Genomic DNA, 14,561 nt, shown 5'->3' with positions numbered 1-14,561 from the left:
TCAGCCTCTCCCTTTGGTTCGGGTTTTCCAGGGCGCCTGATTGCGCTCTGTCCAGTCAATGATCATGCCGGCGATGTTCTTGCCGGTCGCCGCTTCGATGCCCTCTAGGCCCGGTGAGGAGTTCACCTCCATGACCAGCGGCCCCCGGCTCGAGCGCAGCAGGTCCACGCCGGCCACATTCAGGCCCATGGCCTTGGCCGAGGCGATGGCGGTGCGCCGCTCCTCGGGCGTGATACGGATCAGCGATGCGGTACCGCCCCGGTGCAGGTTGGAACGGAACTCACCCTCGGCGGCCTGGCGCTTCATGGCGGCAATGACCTTGTCGCCGATCACGAAACAGCGGATATCGGCACCGCCGGCTTCCTTGATGTATTCCTGCACCAGGATGTCGGCCTGCAGGCCCATGAAGGCCTCGATCACGCTTTCGGCGGCCTTGCGGGTCTCCGCCAGCACCACGCCGATGCCCTGGGTCCCCTGCAGCAGCTTGATCACCACCGGGGCGCCGCCCACCATCTTGATCAAGTCCGGCACGTTGTCCGGCTTGTTGGCGAAACCGGTCACCGGCATGCCGACACCCTTGCGGGACAGCAGCTGCAGCGAGCGAAGCTTGTCCCGGGCACGGGTGATGGCCACCGACTCGTTGACCGGAAAGCAGCCCATCATCTCGAACTGGCGCAGAACCGCGGTGCCGTAAAAAGTGACCGAAGCGCCGATGCGGGGAATGACCACGTCGAAGTCGTCCAGGGTCTCGCCGTGGTAATGAATCTGGGGGTTGGCGGAGGTGATGTTCATGTAGCAATGCAGGGCATCGATGACGCGCACCTCGTGGCCCTTGTTCAGCCCCTCTTCCACCAGGCGACGGGTGGAGTAGAGGGATTTGTTGCGCGACAGCACAGCAATTTTCATGTCTTGGTCCTTACAGCCGGTTCGCCGGCAAGATAGGAAGCTTCGGGCAGGACGACACTGCGGCCCGCCATGGCGGTGCGTCCTATCAACATCCGGAACCGCATGGAATCGCGGTTGGTCAGGGTCATTTCCACCGGCCACTGGGTGTCACCCACCAGCAGACCGGTCTGTATCACCAGGCGCATCTCCCGGTGACCACCGGAATCGGACACCATGCGCTCATCGATCACCGCCGCATCGCACTCGATCACCGTGTGCAAGTCGTGCTGGATCGGATGCACCCAGAACCGGACGCGGCGTTCGCCGTCCTGCTCGTAGGGCTCCATCCGGAAGGTGTGCAGGCAGGAGGTGCGGGCGCCTGTGTCCACCTTGGCCTTAATTCGGTCGATACCCAGCTCGGGCAGCGCCACCCATTCCCGCCAGCCCAGGGCCACCTTGCCCGAAAGGTCCACGGTTGGCTGCGAAATGGAATCATCCGGTTGTGGTGCCATCGGCTTCTCCGGTCCTTAAGGGTGTCATGGGGCGCATCGGTAGCCGCTGCAAGAGCGTGCCGCCGGTGCCGGCGTGATCCGTCTGGGGCCGGACATGGGGTCCGGAAAGGCGACTTTATATAGAGCGAGCCCGGCCCTGCTCAATACGCACTATTGCGCATTAAGCCCTTGAAGATAAACAGCTCCTTGGCGAATCACTATAATCCAAACGGGCCCCGGCCGCGAATACTCAGCAACACGCATTCCGTCTGTCAGCCAAGGACAATCCCATGACCCAACTGGTGTGGTTCCGTAACGACCTGCGTACGGCCGACAACGCCGCCCTCACCGCCGCCTGCAAGCAGGGTGGTCCGGTTCGGGCCTGCTTCATCGTCACGCCCGGCCAGTGGCGGGAACACGACTGGTCGCCGGCGCGGCTGCGCTTTGTGGTGGATCATCTCAACAGCCTCAGCCGGTTCCTGGCCGAGCTGGGCATCGCCACCGACATCCTGGACGCCGATCGCTTCAGCGACAGTCTGCCCCTGCTGCGGGATCTTTGCCGGCAGCACGGGGTGCGTCAGATCCACTTCAATGAGGAATTCGGGGTCAACGAGCGGCGGCGGGACCGACAGGTGCGGGACGGCCTGGCGGACGATGGCATCAAGGTCAACAAGTACCGGGACCAGACCGTGGCGCCTGCCGGCAGCATTCTCACCCAGCAGGACGAGCCCTATTCGGTGTTCACGCCCTTTTCCCGAAGCTGGCGCCAGTGGGCCGACGAGCACCAGCCCGGCCTTTACCCCGTGCCGACGCCGGTAGCGGATGCGGTCAGGCCCGTGGAGCTGGCCACCACCCTGGCCGGTTATGATGAGGCCCCCGAGCCACTGGTGCCGGTGGGTGAAAAAGCCGCGCAGCAGCGGCTGGAGCATTTTCTCGACGAAGACGCCGCAGACTATAAAAAGCTGCGTGATTTTCCCGCCGTAAAGGCCACCAGCCGGCTGTCTCCCTATCTGGCCAATGGCGTGCTGTCCGGCCGGCAGTGCTGGCTGGCGGTGAACCAGCGCATGCAGGCCGGTGGCAGCAGCGAGGGGCTGTTCACCTGGCTGACGGAAATCGCCTGGCGGGATTTTTACATCAACATCCTTTACCACTACCCGCGGGTCAGCATGCACCGGGCCTTCAAGCCGGAAACCGAAGCGCTGGAATGGAACCAGCCGGGCGAGAACTTTGAAGCCTGGAAGGCGGGCCAGACCGGTGTGCCCATCGTCGACGCCGCCATGCGCCAGCTCAACCAGACCGGCTGGATGCACAACCGCCTGCGGATGGTAACGGCCATGTTCCTGACCAAGAACCTGTTCGTGGACTGGCGCCTGGGCGAGGCCTACTTCATGTCGAAACTGGTGGACGGCTTTCTGGCTTCCAACAACGGCGGCTGGCAGTGGAGCGCCTCCACCGGCACCGATGCGGCGCCCTACTTCCGGGTCTTCAACCCGGCCACCCAGAGCGAACGCTTCGACCCCAAGGGCGAGTTTATCCGCCGCTACGTGCCGGAGCTGGAGAGCCTGGACGCCAAGCGCATCCACCAGCCCTGGACCGGCGGCGTCATTCCCAAGGGCTATCCACGCCCCATTGTCGACCTCAAGGACAGCCGCAAGGCCGCCATCGAGAAATTCCAGGCGCTGAAGAAGGATTAGCCCGGCTGGCCACAGACCGGACAGCCCGGGTCCCGGGCCAGCCCCATTTCCCGCCACTCCATGCGCCAGGCGTCCAGCAGCAAGAGCCGCCCGGTCAGCGGCCGGCCCACGCCGGCCAGCAGCTTGATGGCCTCCATGGCTTGGGCGGCACCGATCATGCCCACCAGCGGCCCCATCACGCCGGCCTCGGAGCAGGTCAGCTCCTCATCGCCCTGGTCCGGGTACAGGCACTGATAGCAGGGCGATTCCGGTGCGCGCGGGTCGAACACCGCCAACTGGCCCTCGGCGCGGATGGCAGCGCCGGAGACCAGCGGTACCCGGGCCTCGACACAGGCCCGGTTGATGGCAAAGCGGGTGGCAAAGTTGTCGGTGCAATCCAGCACCAGGTCGACGCCGGCCACCGCTGCCACCAGGGCGTCACCGGCCAGGCGCTGGCTGATGACCACCGCCTCGATCAGGGGGTTGATGGCCAGCACCCGCTGTGCCAGGGCGGCAGCCTTGCCGGCCCCCACCTGTTGGTCGTCGAAGGCGATCTGGCGCTGGAGGTTGGGTACCTCCACTTGGTCGTCATCGGCAAGGGTCAGGTGCCCGACCCCGGCTGAACCCAGGTACAGGGCCGCCGGGCAACCCAGCCCACCGGCGCCGATGATCAACACCCGCGCCGACTTGAGCCTGGCCTGGCCGGCCACATCGAAGCCGGGCAGCAGAAGTTGGCGGCTGTAGCGCAGGAGTTCATCGTCGGTCAGCATGTCTTTTCCTCTATAGACTCTGGCGGCCAAGGGTGTAACGCTCATTGCCGCCGTAATCCTCGCCGCTGGCCACCGCTACGAAACCGGCACCGGCGAACAGGGCGCGCACCGCAGCGGCCTGGTCGTAGCCGTGCTCCACCATCAGCCAGCCGCCGGCGGCCAGCCATTGAGGCGCTTCGGCGATGATCAGTCGCAGGTCGTCCAGGCCGTCCGTGCCGGCCACCAGCGCACTGCGGGGCTCGAACCGCACATCCCCCTCAGCCAGGTGACGGTCGCCCTCGGCAATGTAGGGCGGATTGGCCAGGATCAGGTCGAACTGTTGCGCCGGCAGGGCCTCGAACCAGTGGCTCGCCAGAACCGTCACCGGCAGCCCCAGCGAGCGGGCGTTGGCCCGGGCCAGGGCCACCGCGCCGGGCGCCGCGTCAGACGCCACCACCCGCCAGCCGGGGCGTTCACTGGCCAGTGCCAGGGCGATGGCCCCGGTGCCGGTGCCAAGATCCAGCACCTTCGCGGTTACCGGCAGGGGCAGCGCCAGCGCCGCTTCCACCAGGCACTCCGTATCCGGCCGGGGAATCAGGGTCGTGTCGTTTACCTGCAGGCTCAGCGACCAGAACGACTGGCTGCCGAGGATATGGGCGACCGGCCGGCCGGCCTTGCGCTGCGCCACACAGGCGTCGAACCGTGACCGCTGGGCGTCGCTGACCGCGCGTTCCGGCCAGGCCCGCTGGCTGGTGCGGCTCCAGCCGGTCACATGTTCCATCAGCAGTTCGGCATCCAGCCGCGGGGACTCGCCACCAATCTCCCGAGCCGCCTGGCGGACCAGAGCCTCACAGGTCAGCGAAGACTCACTCATCCGCCAGGCTGGCCAGCATTTCGGCCTGATGTTCCTGCTGCAGGGGCTGCAGCACCGGGTCCAGATCGCCGGCGATCACTTCGTCCAGCTTGTAGAGGGTCAGGTTGATGCGGTGATCGGTGACCCGGCCCTGGGGAAAATTATAGGTGCGGATGCGCTCGGAGCGGTCGCCGCTGCCCACCAGGCTCTTGCGGGTGGCGGCCTGGCTCTTGGCGGCTTTCTCCGCTTCGGCGTTCGCCAGCCGGGCCTGCAGGAAACTCATCGCCTTGGCCCGGTTCTTGTGCTGGGAGCGCTCTTCCTGGCACTCCACCACGATACCGGTGGGCAGGTGGGTGATGCGGATCGCCGAGTCGGTCTTGTTGACGTGCTGGCCACCGGCGCCCGACGCCCGGAAAGTATCCACCCGCAGGTCCGATTTGTTGATTTCGATGGCTTCCGCCTCGTCCGCCTCCGGCATCACCGCCACGGTACAGGCGGAGGTATGGATGCGGCCCTGGGATTCGGTCTCCGGCACCCGCTGCACCCGGTGGGCGCCGGACTCGAACTTGAGCGCGCCGTAGACACCGGCACCGGCGACCCGGCTGATGATCTCCTTGTAGCCGCCATGCTCGCCGAGACTTTCGCTGAGCACTTCCACCTGCCAGCGCCGCCGCTCGGCATAGCGCAGGTACATACGGAACAGGTCGCCGGCAAAAATCGCGGCCTCGTCGCCACCGGTACCGGCGCGGATCTCGAGGAACACGTTCTTGCTGTCGTTGGGGTCCCGGGGCATCATCAGGCGCTGGAGTTCCTCCGCCAGGTCCTCGCTGCGGCGTTCGGCGGCTTCGATCTCCTCCTCGGCCATGGCCCGCATCTCCGGGTCACCGTCACGAGCCAGCTCCCCGGCCTCCGCAAGGTCGGCCCGGGCCTGGCGCCAGTGTCGGTAGCACTGCATCACCGGCTCGATTTCGGCAAATTCCTTGGACAACTCCCGGAAGCGCTCCTGATCGGCGATCACGCCGGGGTCACTCAACAGGGCACTGACTTCCTCGAACCGGTCATAGAGCCGTTCGAGCCGGTTCTGCAGGGATGCTTTCATAGATCTTCCGAGGTGGGGGACGGGGTGGTGTCTTCCTGGATCTCAAGCTGGTGCAGTTCCCGCAGCCAGTTGGTCACTTCCACCCGGCCCTCGGCGGTGGCCTTGCGGACCTGGACCGAGGGTTCGTGCAGCAGTTTGTTGGTGAGGCCGCGCGCCAGGCTGCGCAGCAGGGTCTCGGGGTCGCCCCCGTTGCGGAGTGCCCGCAGCGCCTTTTCGGTTTCGGCGTCCCGCAGCAGCTCGGCGCGCTGGCGGAACTGCTTGAGGGTGGCCACCGCATCCAGCGCCCGCAGCTGGGACAGGAAATCCTGCGCGCCGGCGGTGATCAGGTTCTCCGCCTCGCGGGCCGCGCCCTCCCGGGAGCGCACGTTTTCCTCGATGACCTGGCGCAGGTCGTCCACCGTGTACAGGTAGACGTCGTCCAGCTTGGCCACTTCCGGCTCGATGTCCCGCGGCACGGCGATATCCACCATGAAGTAGGGCCGGTGCTTGCGCTTTTTCAGCGCCCGCTCCACCGCGCCCTTGCCCAGAATCGGCAGCGGGCTGGCGGTGGAGGAAATCACGATGTCCACATCCTTCAGCACCGCCGGTATCTCCGACAGCAGGATGCCACGGCCGCCATGCTCCTCGGCCAGGGCCTGGGCCCGCTCCAGGGTGCGGTTGGCCACCAGGAAATCCCGCACGCCGGCATCGGCCAGGTGCCGGGCCACCAGCTCAATGGTCTTGCCGGCACCAATCAGAAGGGCGCGGTTGCGGGACATGTCGGAAAAGATGTGATGGGCCATGTTGACCGCGGCATAGGCCACCGAGACCGGGTTTTCGCCAATGGCGGTCTCGGTACGCACCCGCTTGGCCACCGAGAAACTCTGCTCGAACAGCCGCGACAGGAAGGTGCCGCTGGCGCCGTGTTCCCGGGCCAGGGCGTAGGCGTCCTTGAGCTGGCCGAGGATCTGGGGCTCACCCAGAACCATGGAGTCCAGGCCGGCGGCCACCCGCATCATGTGGCGCACTGCTTCGGTGTCGCGGTAGATGTAGAGGGCGTTTTCCAGGTCCGCCGGTGCCAGGCCGTGAAAGCCGGACAGCCACCGCAAGACGGCGGCGGCGCAGTCGTCGTCGCCGGCCAGGTAGAGTTCGGTACGGTTGCAGGTGGAGAGAATGGCAGCTTCGCTGGCGCCGGAAGCCAGCCGCAACTCGGCAAACGCCTCACTCATGCGCTCGGGCGTAAACGCCACCCGCTCCCGCAGCTCCACAGGCGCGGTACGGTGATTGATGCCAAGGGTGAGCAACGCCATAGGAGGTTGAAGCCGCCTTCTGCCAGTTGATGGCCCTGCCGACGCCGCCACGAACAGCGATACGACCACAGGGACCTTTCATTTTACCGATGGCATCGGCCGGGTGCCACCCAAACCCTGCCAGGTTGCGGAAAATACCGGTAATTACGGGGCTCCGGCCCGGACAGATTGGGCAAGGTCAGAAGCTTATGCCATCATAGGCTCCGGTGTTGGAGCGCAGCCCCGCCAGCCACGTCGTTCAATCACTTCGGGATGTCACATGCAGAGAATCGCCTTGTTGTTCACCAGCGTTTTTGCACTGGCCCTGGTCGGCTGTGCTGGCCTCTCGGGCGGCCCCGGCACCCCGGAGTCAGGGGACGAAGCCACCGACACCAAGGCTGTCGCGCCCACGGCCACAGCCGACGCAACCCCGGAAGTGGCTTACGCCGACTTCAAGCCCGAAACCCTCTACCTTCTGTTGGCGGCGGAAATTGCCGCCCAGCGCGGCCGCTACGACGTTACCCTGGTGAACTACCTGGAGGCCGCCAAGCAGAGCCGGGATACCGGCGTCACCCGCCGGGCCATGCGCATTGCCCAGTCCCTCAACGCCGACAACGCCCAGCGCCAGCTGGCCGAACTCTGGCTGGACATGGACCCGCAAAGCCTGGAGGCCCTGCGGGTCTCCGCCATCCAGGACGTCAAGCAGAACAACCTGGAGGCGGCCCTGCAGCACATGGAGCAGATCCTCGACCTGGGCGGCGATGCCGACTTTGACAGCCTCGCCGCCATGGCCGCCAACCTGCCGGTGGCGGAGCAGCAGGAGCTGCTCAAGCTCTACCAGGCCCTGGCCGAGCGCCACCCGGAGAACCGCGAGATCCAGTACAGCATTGCCCTGCTGCAGAAAGTGACCGGCAATTACCAGGCCGCCCTGGATGTCCTGAAGCCCCTGCTGGAAGAAGCCCCCGAGTTCCAGCCCGCACTGGTACTCAAGGGTGACCTGCTTTACCAGACCGGTCAGAAAGAGGCCGCCCTGGACCACCTGCTGCGCAACACCCGCCGCTACCCCGACAACCGCCAGATGGGCACCCTCTACGGTCGCATGCTGATCAGCGAGGGCGAGCTGCAGGCTGCCCAGGACGAATTCGCCCGCCTGATCCGCCGTTTTCCGGAAGTACCCGGCCTGCGCCTCTCCCATGCCCTGGTGGCCCTGGAGAACGGGGACATCGAGGTGGCCCGGGAAGATCTGGTGCGCCTGATCGAACAGGGTCACCACACCAACGAGGCCCACTACTACCTGGGCCGGATCGCCGACGAGGCCGGCAATGTGGAACGGGCCATCGGCTACTACGAGCAGGTCAACGAAGGCACCCACTTTTTCCCGGCGCTGTCCCGGCTGAGCCTGCTCAAGGCCCAGAACGGGCAACTTGAGGAAGCCCGGGAAAAACTGCAGACCCTGCGGCAGAATAACCCGGACAAGGCGGAGACCTTCTGGCTGCTGGAAATCAACCTGCTGCTGGACACCGAACAGGAAGAGCTGGCGCTGGAGGCGGTCAACCAGGCCCTGGCCAGCTACCCCGACAATGTCCGCATTCTCTACGCCCGCGCCATGCTGTACGACAGCCGCGGCCATTTCGAGGGCGCCGAGCGGGACCTGCGCCGCATTCTTGAGATCGAGCCGGACAACGCCGTCGCCCTGAATGCACTGGGCTATATCCTGACCTCCCACACCGAGCGGCTGGCCGAAGCCCGCGACCTGATTGAACGGGCACTGGCACTGGACCCGGACAACCCCGCCATTCTCGACAGCATGGGCTGGGTCCTGTTCCAGCAGGGCGAAACCAAAGCCGCGCTGGACTATCTGCGCCGGGCCTACGAGGCCTTCCCCGACCCGGAAGTGGCGGCCCACCTGGGCGAGGCGCTCTGGGTCAGCGGCCAGCAGGAGCAGGCCAGGGTGGTCTGGCGGCAGGGCCTGGACGCCAATCCGGGCGACGAACTGATCACCGAGACCATCGAACGCCTGGGCGCGGAGGTCCAGCAGTGAGAAGCACCACCCTTGTTGCCCTTCTCGCCGCCACCCTGCTGGCCGCGGGCTGCGCCACACCACCGCCGCCCGTTGTTGACGGCCTGACAAGCCAGCCCCCGGCGGACTGGAGCCAACGCCAGCAGGCCCTCAGCGAATTCCGGCACTGGCAGTTGCAGGGCAAACTGGCAGTGCGCCAGGCCGAAGACAGCGGTTCGGCGGTGATCAACCGCTGGACCCAGCATCGGGAGCAGTATCAGCTCTCACTCTCCTCCGCATTCCTCGGCCTGGGTCATACCGAGCTGAGCGGCCAGCCCGGCTACCTGGAACTGACCCTGCCGGACGGCGAGACCTACCGCTCCACCGATCCGGACGCCCTGATGGAGGCCGCCACCGGCTGGCAACTGCCGCTGGCCAGCCTGAGCTGGTGGATACGCGGTCTGCCGGCCCCCGCCGGGAATTTCGAACTGCTGTTCGACGACACCGGTACCCTGGCGGTCATCCGTCAGGACGGTTGGGAGATACGCTATGACCGCTGGCAGGACTTCCTCACCGACCGGCCCCGGCTGCCGGCACGGATCACCGCCACCAAGGCCGACAAGCGCGTGCGGGTGGTGGTCACTGACTGGCAGAGCCTCATGGGCCAGCGCTGAGTAACGCCCATGCTGACCCTGCCCTCCCCTGCCAAACTCAACCTGTTTCTGCACATCAACGGCCGCCGCCCCGACGGCTACCATGAGCTGCAGACGCTGTTCCAGTTCCTCGACTACGGCGATGACATCGGCTTCCGCCTGCGGGAGGACGACCAGCTGGTGCTCTCACCCACGCTGCCCGGGGTCGCCGACGACGACAACCTCATCCTGCGTGCGGCGCGACTGCTGCGGGCCAGGGCCGGAAGTGCGGTTGCCGGTGTCGACCTGAGCCTCAGCAAACGCCTGCCCATGGGCGGCGGCCTGGGGGGCGGCAGCTCCAATGCCGCCACCACGCTGCTGGGCCTGAACCACCTCTGGGGCCTGAATCTGGGCATCGACGAACTCACGGAGATGGGGCTCAGCCTGGGCGCCGACGTGCCGGTATTCGTGCGCGGTTTTGCGGCCTGGGGCGAGGGTGTGGGCGAGCGGCTGACCCCGGCCCGGCCCGCCGAGGACTGGTATCTGGTTCTAAAACCGGCCTGCGATATAAACACCGGGCTTATTTTTTCTCAGCAAGGGTTGACAAGAAACACCCCTAGAATCAAAATAGCGCCCGCTTTTGAGGGAGACGCCTCGAGGTACCGAAATGACTGCGAGGATGTAGTTTGTGAACTGTATCCGGAGGTTAGAGAGAGCCTGGAATGGCTTGCACAATTCGGACCTGCAAGATTAACCGGGACCGGGGCTTGCATATTTGGACGTTTCCCAACAGAATCCAAAGCCCAAAAAGTTTGGGCAAGCAAACCTTCCGGCATTGACGGGTTCGTAGCTAGAGGGGTGAATCTTTCACCACTACACCAAAAGCTGACAGAGCTGTCATGATGCCAAAAGAGCACGATACTGGGGTGTCGCCAAGTGGTAAGGCAACGGGTTTTGATCCCGTCATGCGGAGGTTCGAATCCTCCCACCCCAGCCACCTTTCTCCCGCTTCTTCTGAATCCAACACTGACATTGAGAAGGATGCCTTCGTGTCCAAGCTGATGATTTTTGCCGGTAACGCCCACCCGGAACTGGCCAAGAATATCGCCCAGAAACTCCACATCCCCATGGGTCAGGCCACCGTTGGCAAATTCAGCGATGGCGAAACCACCGTCGAGATCAACGAGAACGTTCGCGGCCACGATGTGTTCATCATCCAGCCCACCTGTTATCCCACCAACGATAACCTGATGGAGCTGATCGTGATGGCCGACGCCCTGCGCCGCGCCTCCGCCACCCGGATTACCGCCGTTATCCCCTACTATGGCTACGCCCGCCAGGACCGCCGTGTGCGCTCCACCCGGGTGGCCATCAGTGCCAAGGTGGTGGCGGACATGATCTCCAGCATCGGCGTTGACCGGGTGCTGACGGTGGATCTCCACGCCGACCAGATCCAGGGCTTCTTCGACATCCCGGTGGACAACATCTACGCCACCCCGGTGATGCTGGAAGACATCGAGAAGCAGCGTTTCGAGAATTTCATTGTGGTTTCCCCGGACGTTGGCGGTGTGGTTCGCGCCCGCGCCGTGGCCAAGCGCCTGGATGACGCCGACCTGGCCATCATCGACAAGCGCCGCCCCAAGGCCAACGTATCCCAGGTCATGCACATCATCGGTGATGTCCGTAACAAGACCTGTATCCTGGTGGACGACATCGTCGATACCGCCGGCACCCTGTGCAAGGCCGCCAATGCCCTGAAAGAGCACGGCGCCTCCCGGGTCGTGGCCTACATCACCCACCCGGTGCTGTCAGGCCCCGCCGTCGACAACATCAACGCCTCCGAGCTGGACGAGCTGGTGGTCTGCGACACCATTCCACTGGGTGACAAAGCCGCCAATTGTGATAGAATCCGCCCCCTCGGAATGGCCGGGCTGCTGGCTGAGTCGATCCGTCGGGTCAGCAACGAAGAATCCATCAGCGCGATGTTCGAGTAGGCAGACCGCCACCCAAGCATTCAGACACGGAGCCTTTTCAGGCTCCTTGTTTGTTTAACAGGCCGGAAACCAACGCTTTTTTCTCCGGCACACTAAAAGACCCACCCGTTGTAAACCTTGGTCGCGAGGCCTTCGGGTGTAAATGAGGTAGCTATCATGGCCCAGGAATTTGTAATCGAAGCATTCCCTCGGGGCGAACAGGGCAGAGGTGCGAGCCGCCGCCTGCGTCGCGAGGAACGTAAAATCCCCGCCATCGTCTATGGCGGAAACAAAGAGCCCCAGACCATTTCCATCTGGCACAACGAGCTGAAGAAAGCCCTGGAAAACGAAGCCTTCTTCTCTCATATCCTGACCCTGGAACTGGACGGCAAGAAAGAAAGCGTGATCCTGAAGGATCTGCAGCGTCACCCCTACAAGCCGCTGCTGACTCACGCCGACTTCCTGCGTGTGGACAAGGATCACGAGATCCACGTCAATGTGCCGCTGCACTTCATCAACGAAGACAAAGCACCGGCCATCAAGCTGCAGGGCGGCGTTTCCCTGCACCAGATGAACGAAGTGGAAATCATCTGTCTGCCCCAGGACCTGCCGGAATTCATCGAAGTGGACATGGCCACCGTCGAGATGGACCAGGTGGTTCACCTGAGCGACCTGGTACTGCCGAAAGGCGTTCGTGTTGCCGCCCTGCTGCAGGGTGAGGATCACGACCAGCCGGTGGTTGCCATCCACAAGCCCCGCGGTGCCAAGACCGATGAGGCCGAGGAAGGCGAAGGCGAGGAAGGCGAAGACAAGGAGTAATCACTCCGGGGGCGACGGCGCATGGCACAGCAGATCGTCATGGTGGTGGGCCTGGGTAATCCAGGCAGCGACTATGAAAGCACCCGCCATAACGCCGGCGCCATGTTCGTCGAGGCCCTGGCCCGCCACGCGGGCCAGGCGCTCCGCCCGGACAAGAAATACCATGGGCTCTATGCCCGTGTTCACTGGCAGGGCCTGGACCTGCACCTGCTCAACCCCACCACCTTCATGAACCGCAGCGGCCTGGCCATCAAGGCGCTGGCGGATTTCTACAAGATTGCCCCCGACCAGATCCTGATCGCCCACGATGAACTCGACCTGCCCCCCGGCACCGCCAAGCTCAAGCACGGCGGCGGACACGGCGGCCACAACGGCCTGCGGGATGCCATCGCGCACCTGGGCAGCAACCAGTTCTACCGCTTGCGGCTGGGCATTGGCCACCCCGGCGACAGCCGCCAGGTGACCAACTACGTGCTGGGCCGGATGGGCAAACGCGAAACCGAGGACCTGGAGGCGGTCTGCCACCAGGCCATCCGGGTACTGCCGGACGCCGCCAGCGGCAATCTGGCCCGCGCCATGAACGCATTGCACACTTTTCGACCGGATCCCGCCTGATCCGTTCGCACCACGACCGGCTCGCCGGTATAATTCCGCATCTTTACCGTTCGCATTCAGCAGAGGCATTCCATGGGTTTTAACTGCGGCATCGTCGGCCTTCCCAACGTCGGCAAATCCACCCTGTTCAACGCACTGACCAAGGCCGGCATTGGCGCCGAGAACTTCCCGTTCTGCACCATCGAGCCCAACGCCGGTGTGGTGGCCATGCCCGACCCGCGTCTCAACAAGCTGGCCGAGATCGTCAAACCCGAGCGGGTGGTGCCCACCACCATGGAATTCGTCGACATTGCCGGCCTGGTGGCCGGCGCCTCCAAGGGCGAAGGCCTGGGCAACCAGTTCCTGGCCAACATCCGCCAGACTGACGCCATTGCCCACGTGGTGCGCTGCTTCGAGGACGGCAACGTCATCCACGTCGCCAACAAGGTGGACCCGGCTTCCGACATCGAAGTGATCAACACCGAGCTGGCCCTGGCCGACCTGGACACCGTGGAGAAGGGCATCAAGCGGGTCCAGCGGATTGCCAAGGGCGGCGACAAGCACGCCAAGACCCAGCTGGACATGTTCGAGAAACTGCTGCCGGTGCTCAACGAGGGCCAGCCGGTGCGCAGCATGAAGCTGGACAAGGACCAGATGGCGCTGGTGCGGGAGCTCTGCCTGCTGACCGTCAAGCCCACCATGTACATCGCCAACGTCAACGAGGACGGCTTCGAGAACAACCCCCACCTGGACAAGGTGCGGGAAATCGCCGCCAACGAGAATGCCGTGGTGGTGCCCATCTGCAACAAGATGGAAGCCGAGATCTCCGAGCTCGAAGACGACGAGAAGTCCATCTTCCTGGAGGAGATGGGCATGGAAGAGCCCGGCCTGGACCGGGTCATCCGCGCCGGCTACAAGCTCCTGGGCCTGCAGACCTACTTCACCGCCGGCCCCAAGGAAGTCCGCGCCTGGACCGTCAAGATCGGCGCCACCGCACCCCAGGCCGCCGGCGTCATCCACACCGACTTCGAGCGCGGCTTCATCCGGGCCGAAGTGGTGAGCTACGAGGATTTCGTCAAATACAACGGCGAACAGGGCGCCAAGGACGCCGGCAAATGGCGCCTGGAAGGCAAGGACTACATCGTCCAGGACGGCGACGTTATCCACTTCCGCTTCAACGTCTGATTATTTCACCGGATTTGGCCCGGATCACCCGCCGGGCCTTGACACACTCACCCGAAATACTGAAAATACGCGCCTCGTTTGGGGCGCATCTGCCCGAAGCGTTTTGGCAAGGTAGCTCAGTTGGTTAGAGCACAGCACTCATAATGCTGGGGTCGGCGGTTCGACTCCGCCCCTTGCTACCAGTATTAATAAAGCCCGGCTCGCAAGAGTCGGGCTTTTTTAATACCTGAAAGGTAGGAGGCGAACCGACGAAGGCGGTGCGACCGGAGCACGCCCCGCGTGCGGAGGAACGTCGGAGCGAAGCGACGACGGCCCGAAGGGTGAGGGCCAAGGGCCCGAAT

At 64.6% G+C, this 14,561-nt stretch carries 14 protein-coding genes and 2 tRNA genes; 10 read left to right on the top strand and 6 right to left on the bottom strand.

From position 1 onward, the window contains the following. A complete protein-coding gene (gene rimK, locus R3280_RS02640; RefSeq protein ID WP_318997028.1) occupies nucleotides 1–906 on the bottom strand; it encodes a 30S ribosomal protein S6--L-glutamate ligase in 906 nt (301 codons plus the stop codon). Beyond that, nucleotides 903–1,397: an ATP-dependent zinc protease gene (locus tag R3280_RS02635; RefSeq protein ID WP_318997027.1), complete on the bottom strand. Its 495-nt coding sequence runs from the start codon at nucleotides 1,395–1,397 to the stop codon at nucleotides 903–905. Before R3280_RS02635 ends, rimK begins: the two co-directional genes overlap by 4 nt. A gap of 269 nt (nucleotides 1,398–1,666) precedes the next feature. Here R3280_RS02635 and phrB point away from each other — a divergent pair, with 269 nt between their 5' ends. Next, on the top strand, nucleotides 1,667–3,070 hold the full coding sequence (phrB, locus tag R3280_RS02630) for a deoxyribodipyrimidine photo-lyase (protein WP_318997026.1): 1,404 nt from the start codon (nucleotides 1,667–1,669) through the stop codon (nucleotides 3,068–3,070). Here the strand turns inward: phrB and R3280_RS02625 are convergent. From R3280_RS02625 to hemA, 4 genes are read right to left on the bottom strand one after another with little or no spacing between them, the layout of a single operon-like run. Continuing rightward, on the bottom strand, nucleotides 3,067–3,819 hold the full coding sequence (locus R3280_RS02625; RefSeq protein WP_318997025.1) for a molybdopterin-synthase adenylyltransferase MoeB: 753 nt from the start codon (nucleotides 3,817–3,819) through the stop codon (nucleotides 3,067–3,069). The genes phrB and R3280_RS02625 overlap by 4 nt on opposite strands. 10 nt (nucleotides 3,820–3,829) lie before the next feature. Next, on the bottom strand, nucleotides 3,830–4,657 hold the full coding sequence (gene prmC, locus R3280_RS02620; protein WP_413468733.1) for a peptide chain release factor N(5)-glutamine methyltransferase: 828 nt from the start codon (nucleotides 4,655–4,657) through the stop codon (nucleotides 3,830–3,832). A 7-nt stretch (nucleotides 4,658–4,664) separates the two neighbouring features. Next, nucleotides 4,665–5,750 (bottom strand): peptide chain release factor 1, encoded by a 1,086-nt coding sequence (gene prfA / locus R3280_RS02615; protein ID WP_318997023.1) that lies wholly within the window; start codon nucleotides 5,748–5,750, stop codon nucleotides 4,665–4,667. Continuing rightward, nucleotides 5,747–7,039 carry a glutamyl-tRNA reductase gene (hemA, locus tag R3280_RS02610; protein ID WP_318997022.1) on the bottom strand — a complete coding sequence of 431 codons (1,293 nt, stop codon included), beginning with the start codon at nucleotides 7,037–7,039 and terminating at the stop codon, nucleotides 5,747–5,749. The genes prfA and hemA overlap by 4 nt, the downstream gene beginning before the upstream one ends. A gap of 259 nt (nucleotides 7,040–7,298) precedes the next feature. On the opposite strand from hemA, the gene R3280_RS02605 reads away from it, so the two are divergent. The 9 genes from R3280_RS02605 (at nucleotide 7,299) to R3280_RS02565 (ending at nucleotide 14,402) form a co-directional block, all read left to right on the top strand. After that, on the top strand, nucleotides 7,299–9,059 hold the full coding sequence (locus R3280_RS02605) for a tetratricopeptide repeat protein (RefSeq protein WP_318997021.1): 1,761 nt from the start codon (nucleotides 7,299–7,301) through the stop codon (nucleotides 9,057–9,059). Then, on the top strand, nucleotides 9,056–9,691 hold the full coding sequence (gene lolB, locus R3280_RS02600) for a lipoprotein insertase outer membrane protein LolB (RefSeq protein WP_318997020.1): 636 nt from the start codon (nucleotides 9,056–9,058) through the stop codon (nucleotides 9,689–9,691). Before R3280_RS02605 ends, lolB begins: the two co-directional genes overlap by 4 nt. Before the next feature lie 9 nt (nucleotides 9,692–9,700). Next, on the top strand, nucleotides 9,701–10,552 hold the full coding sequence (gene ispE, locus R3280_RS02595) for a 4-(cytidine 5'-diphospho)-2-C-methyl-D-erythritol kinase (RefSeq protein ID WP_318997019.1): 852 nt from the start codon (nucleotides 9,701–9,703) through the stop codon (nucleotides 10,550–10,552). 19 nt (nucleotides 10,553–10,571) lie between these two features. Next, a tRNA-Gln gene (locus R3280_RS02590) sits at nucleotides 10,572–10,646 on the top strand. A 52-nt stretch (nucleotides 10,647–10,698) separates the two neighbouring features. Then, nucleotides 10,699–11,643: a ribose-phosphate diphosphokinase gene (locus R3280_RS02585; protein ID WP_318997018.1), complete on the top strand. Its 945-nt coding sequence runs from the start codon at nucleotides 10,699–10,701 to the stop codon at nucleotides 11,641–11,643. Between the two features lie 156 nt (nucleotides 11,644–11,799). Next, nucleotides 11,800–12,441 carry a 50S ribosomal protein L25/general stress protein Ctc gene (locus R3280_RS02580; protein ID WP_318997017.1) on the top strand — a complete coding sequence of 214 codons (642 nt, stop codon included), beginning with the start codon at nucleotides 11,800–11,802 and terminating at the stop codon, nucleotides 12,439–12,441. Nucleotides 12,442–12,462: 21 nt separating this feature from the next. Next, nucleotides 12,463–13,056 carry an aminoacyl-tRNA hydrolase gene (gene pth, locus R3280_RS02575; protein ID WP_318997016.1) on the top strand — a complete coding sequence of 198 codons (594 nt, stop codon included), beginning with the start codon at nucleotides 12,463–12,465 and terminating at the stop codon, nucleotides 13,054–13,056. 72 nt (nucleotides 13,057–13,128) lie between these two features. Beyond that, a complete protein-coding gene (gene ychF, locus R3280_RS02570; protein ID WP_318997015.1) occupies nucleotides 13,129–14,220 on the top strand; it encodes a redox-regulated ATPase YchF in 1,092 nt (363 codons plus the stop codon). Between the two features lie 105 nt (nucleotides 14,221–14,325). Beyond that, a tRNA-Met gene (locus tag R3280_RS02565) sits at nucleotides 14,326–14,402 on the top strand. Nucleotides 14,403–14,561: the final 159 nt, after the last annotated feature.

The sequence above is a fragment of the Marinobacter sp. genome (assembly GCF_033722195.1).
Classification (GTDB): Bacteria; Pseudomonadota; Gammaproteobacteria; order Pseudomonadales; family Oleiphilaceae; genus Marinobacter.
Note: the sequence above shows the minus strand (reverse complement) of the source record. Positions and strands in the feature narration are given on the sequence as shown.

Bases quoted from the DNA above. Each gene is read 5' to 3' on its own strand.
- rimK (WP_318997028.1), bottom strand. From the start codon at position 906: ATGAAAATTGCTGTGCTGTCGCGCAACAAATCCCTCTACTCCACCCGT.
- R3280_RS02635 (WP_318997027.1), bottom strand. From the start codon at position 1,397: ATGGCACCACAACCGGATGATTCCATTTCGCAGCCAACCGTGGACCTT.
- phrB (WP_318997026.1), top strand. From the start codon at position 1,667: ATGACCCAACTGGTGTGGTTCCGTAACGACCTGCGTACGGCCGACAAC.
- R3280_RS02625 (WP_318997025.1), bottom strand. From the start codon at position 3,819: ATGCTGACCGACGATGAACTCCTGCGCTACAGCCGCCAACTTCTGCTG.
- prfA (WP_318997023.1), bottom strand. From the start codon at position 5,750: ATGAAAGCATCCCTGCAGAACCGGCTCGAACGGCTCTATGACCGGTTC.
- hemA (WP_318997022.1), bottom strand. From the start codon at position 7,039: ATGGCGTTGCTCACCCTTGGCATCAATCACCGTACCGCGCCTGTGGAG.
- R3280_RS02605 (WP_318997021.1), top strand. From the start codon at position 7,299: ATGCAGAGAATCGCCTTGTTGTTCACCAGCGTTTTTGCACTGGCCCTG.
- ispE (WP_318997019.1), top strand. From the start codon at position 9,701: ATGCTGACCCTGCCCTCCCCTGCCAAACTCAACCTGTTTCTGCACATC.
- R3280_RS02580 (WP_318997017.1), top strand. From the start codon at position 11,800: ATGGCCCAGGAATTTGTAATCGAAGCATTCCCTCGGGGCGAACAGGGC.
- pth (WP_318997016.1), top strand. From the start codon at position 12,463: ATGGCACAGCAGATCGTCATGGTGGTGGGCCTGGGTAATCCAGGCAGC.
- ychF (WP_318997015.1), top strand. From the start codon at position 13,129: ATGGGTTTTAACTGCGGCATCGTCGGCCTTCCCAACGTCGGCAAATCC.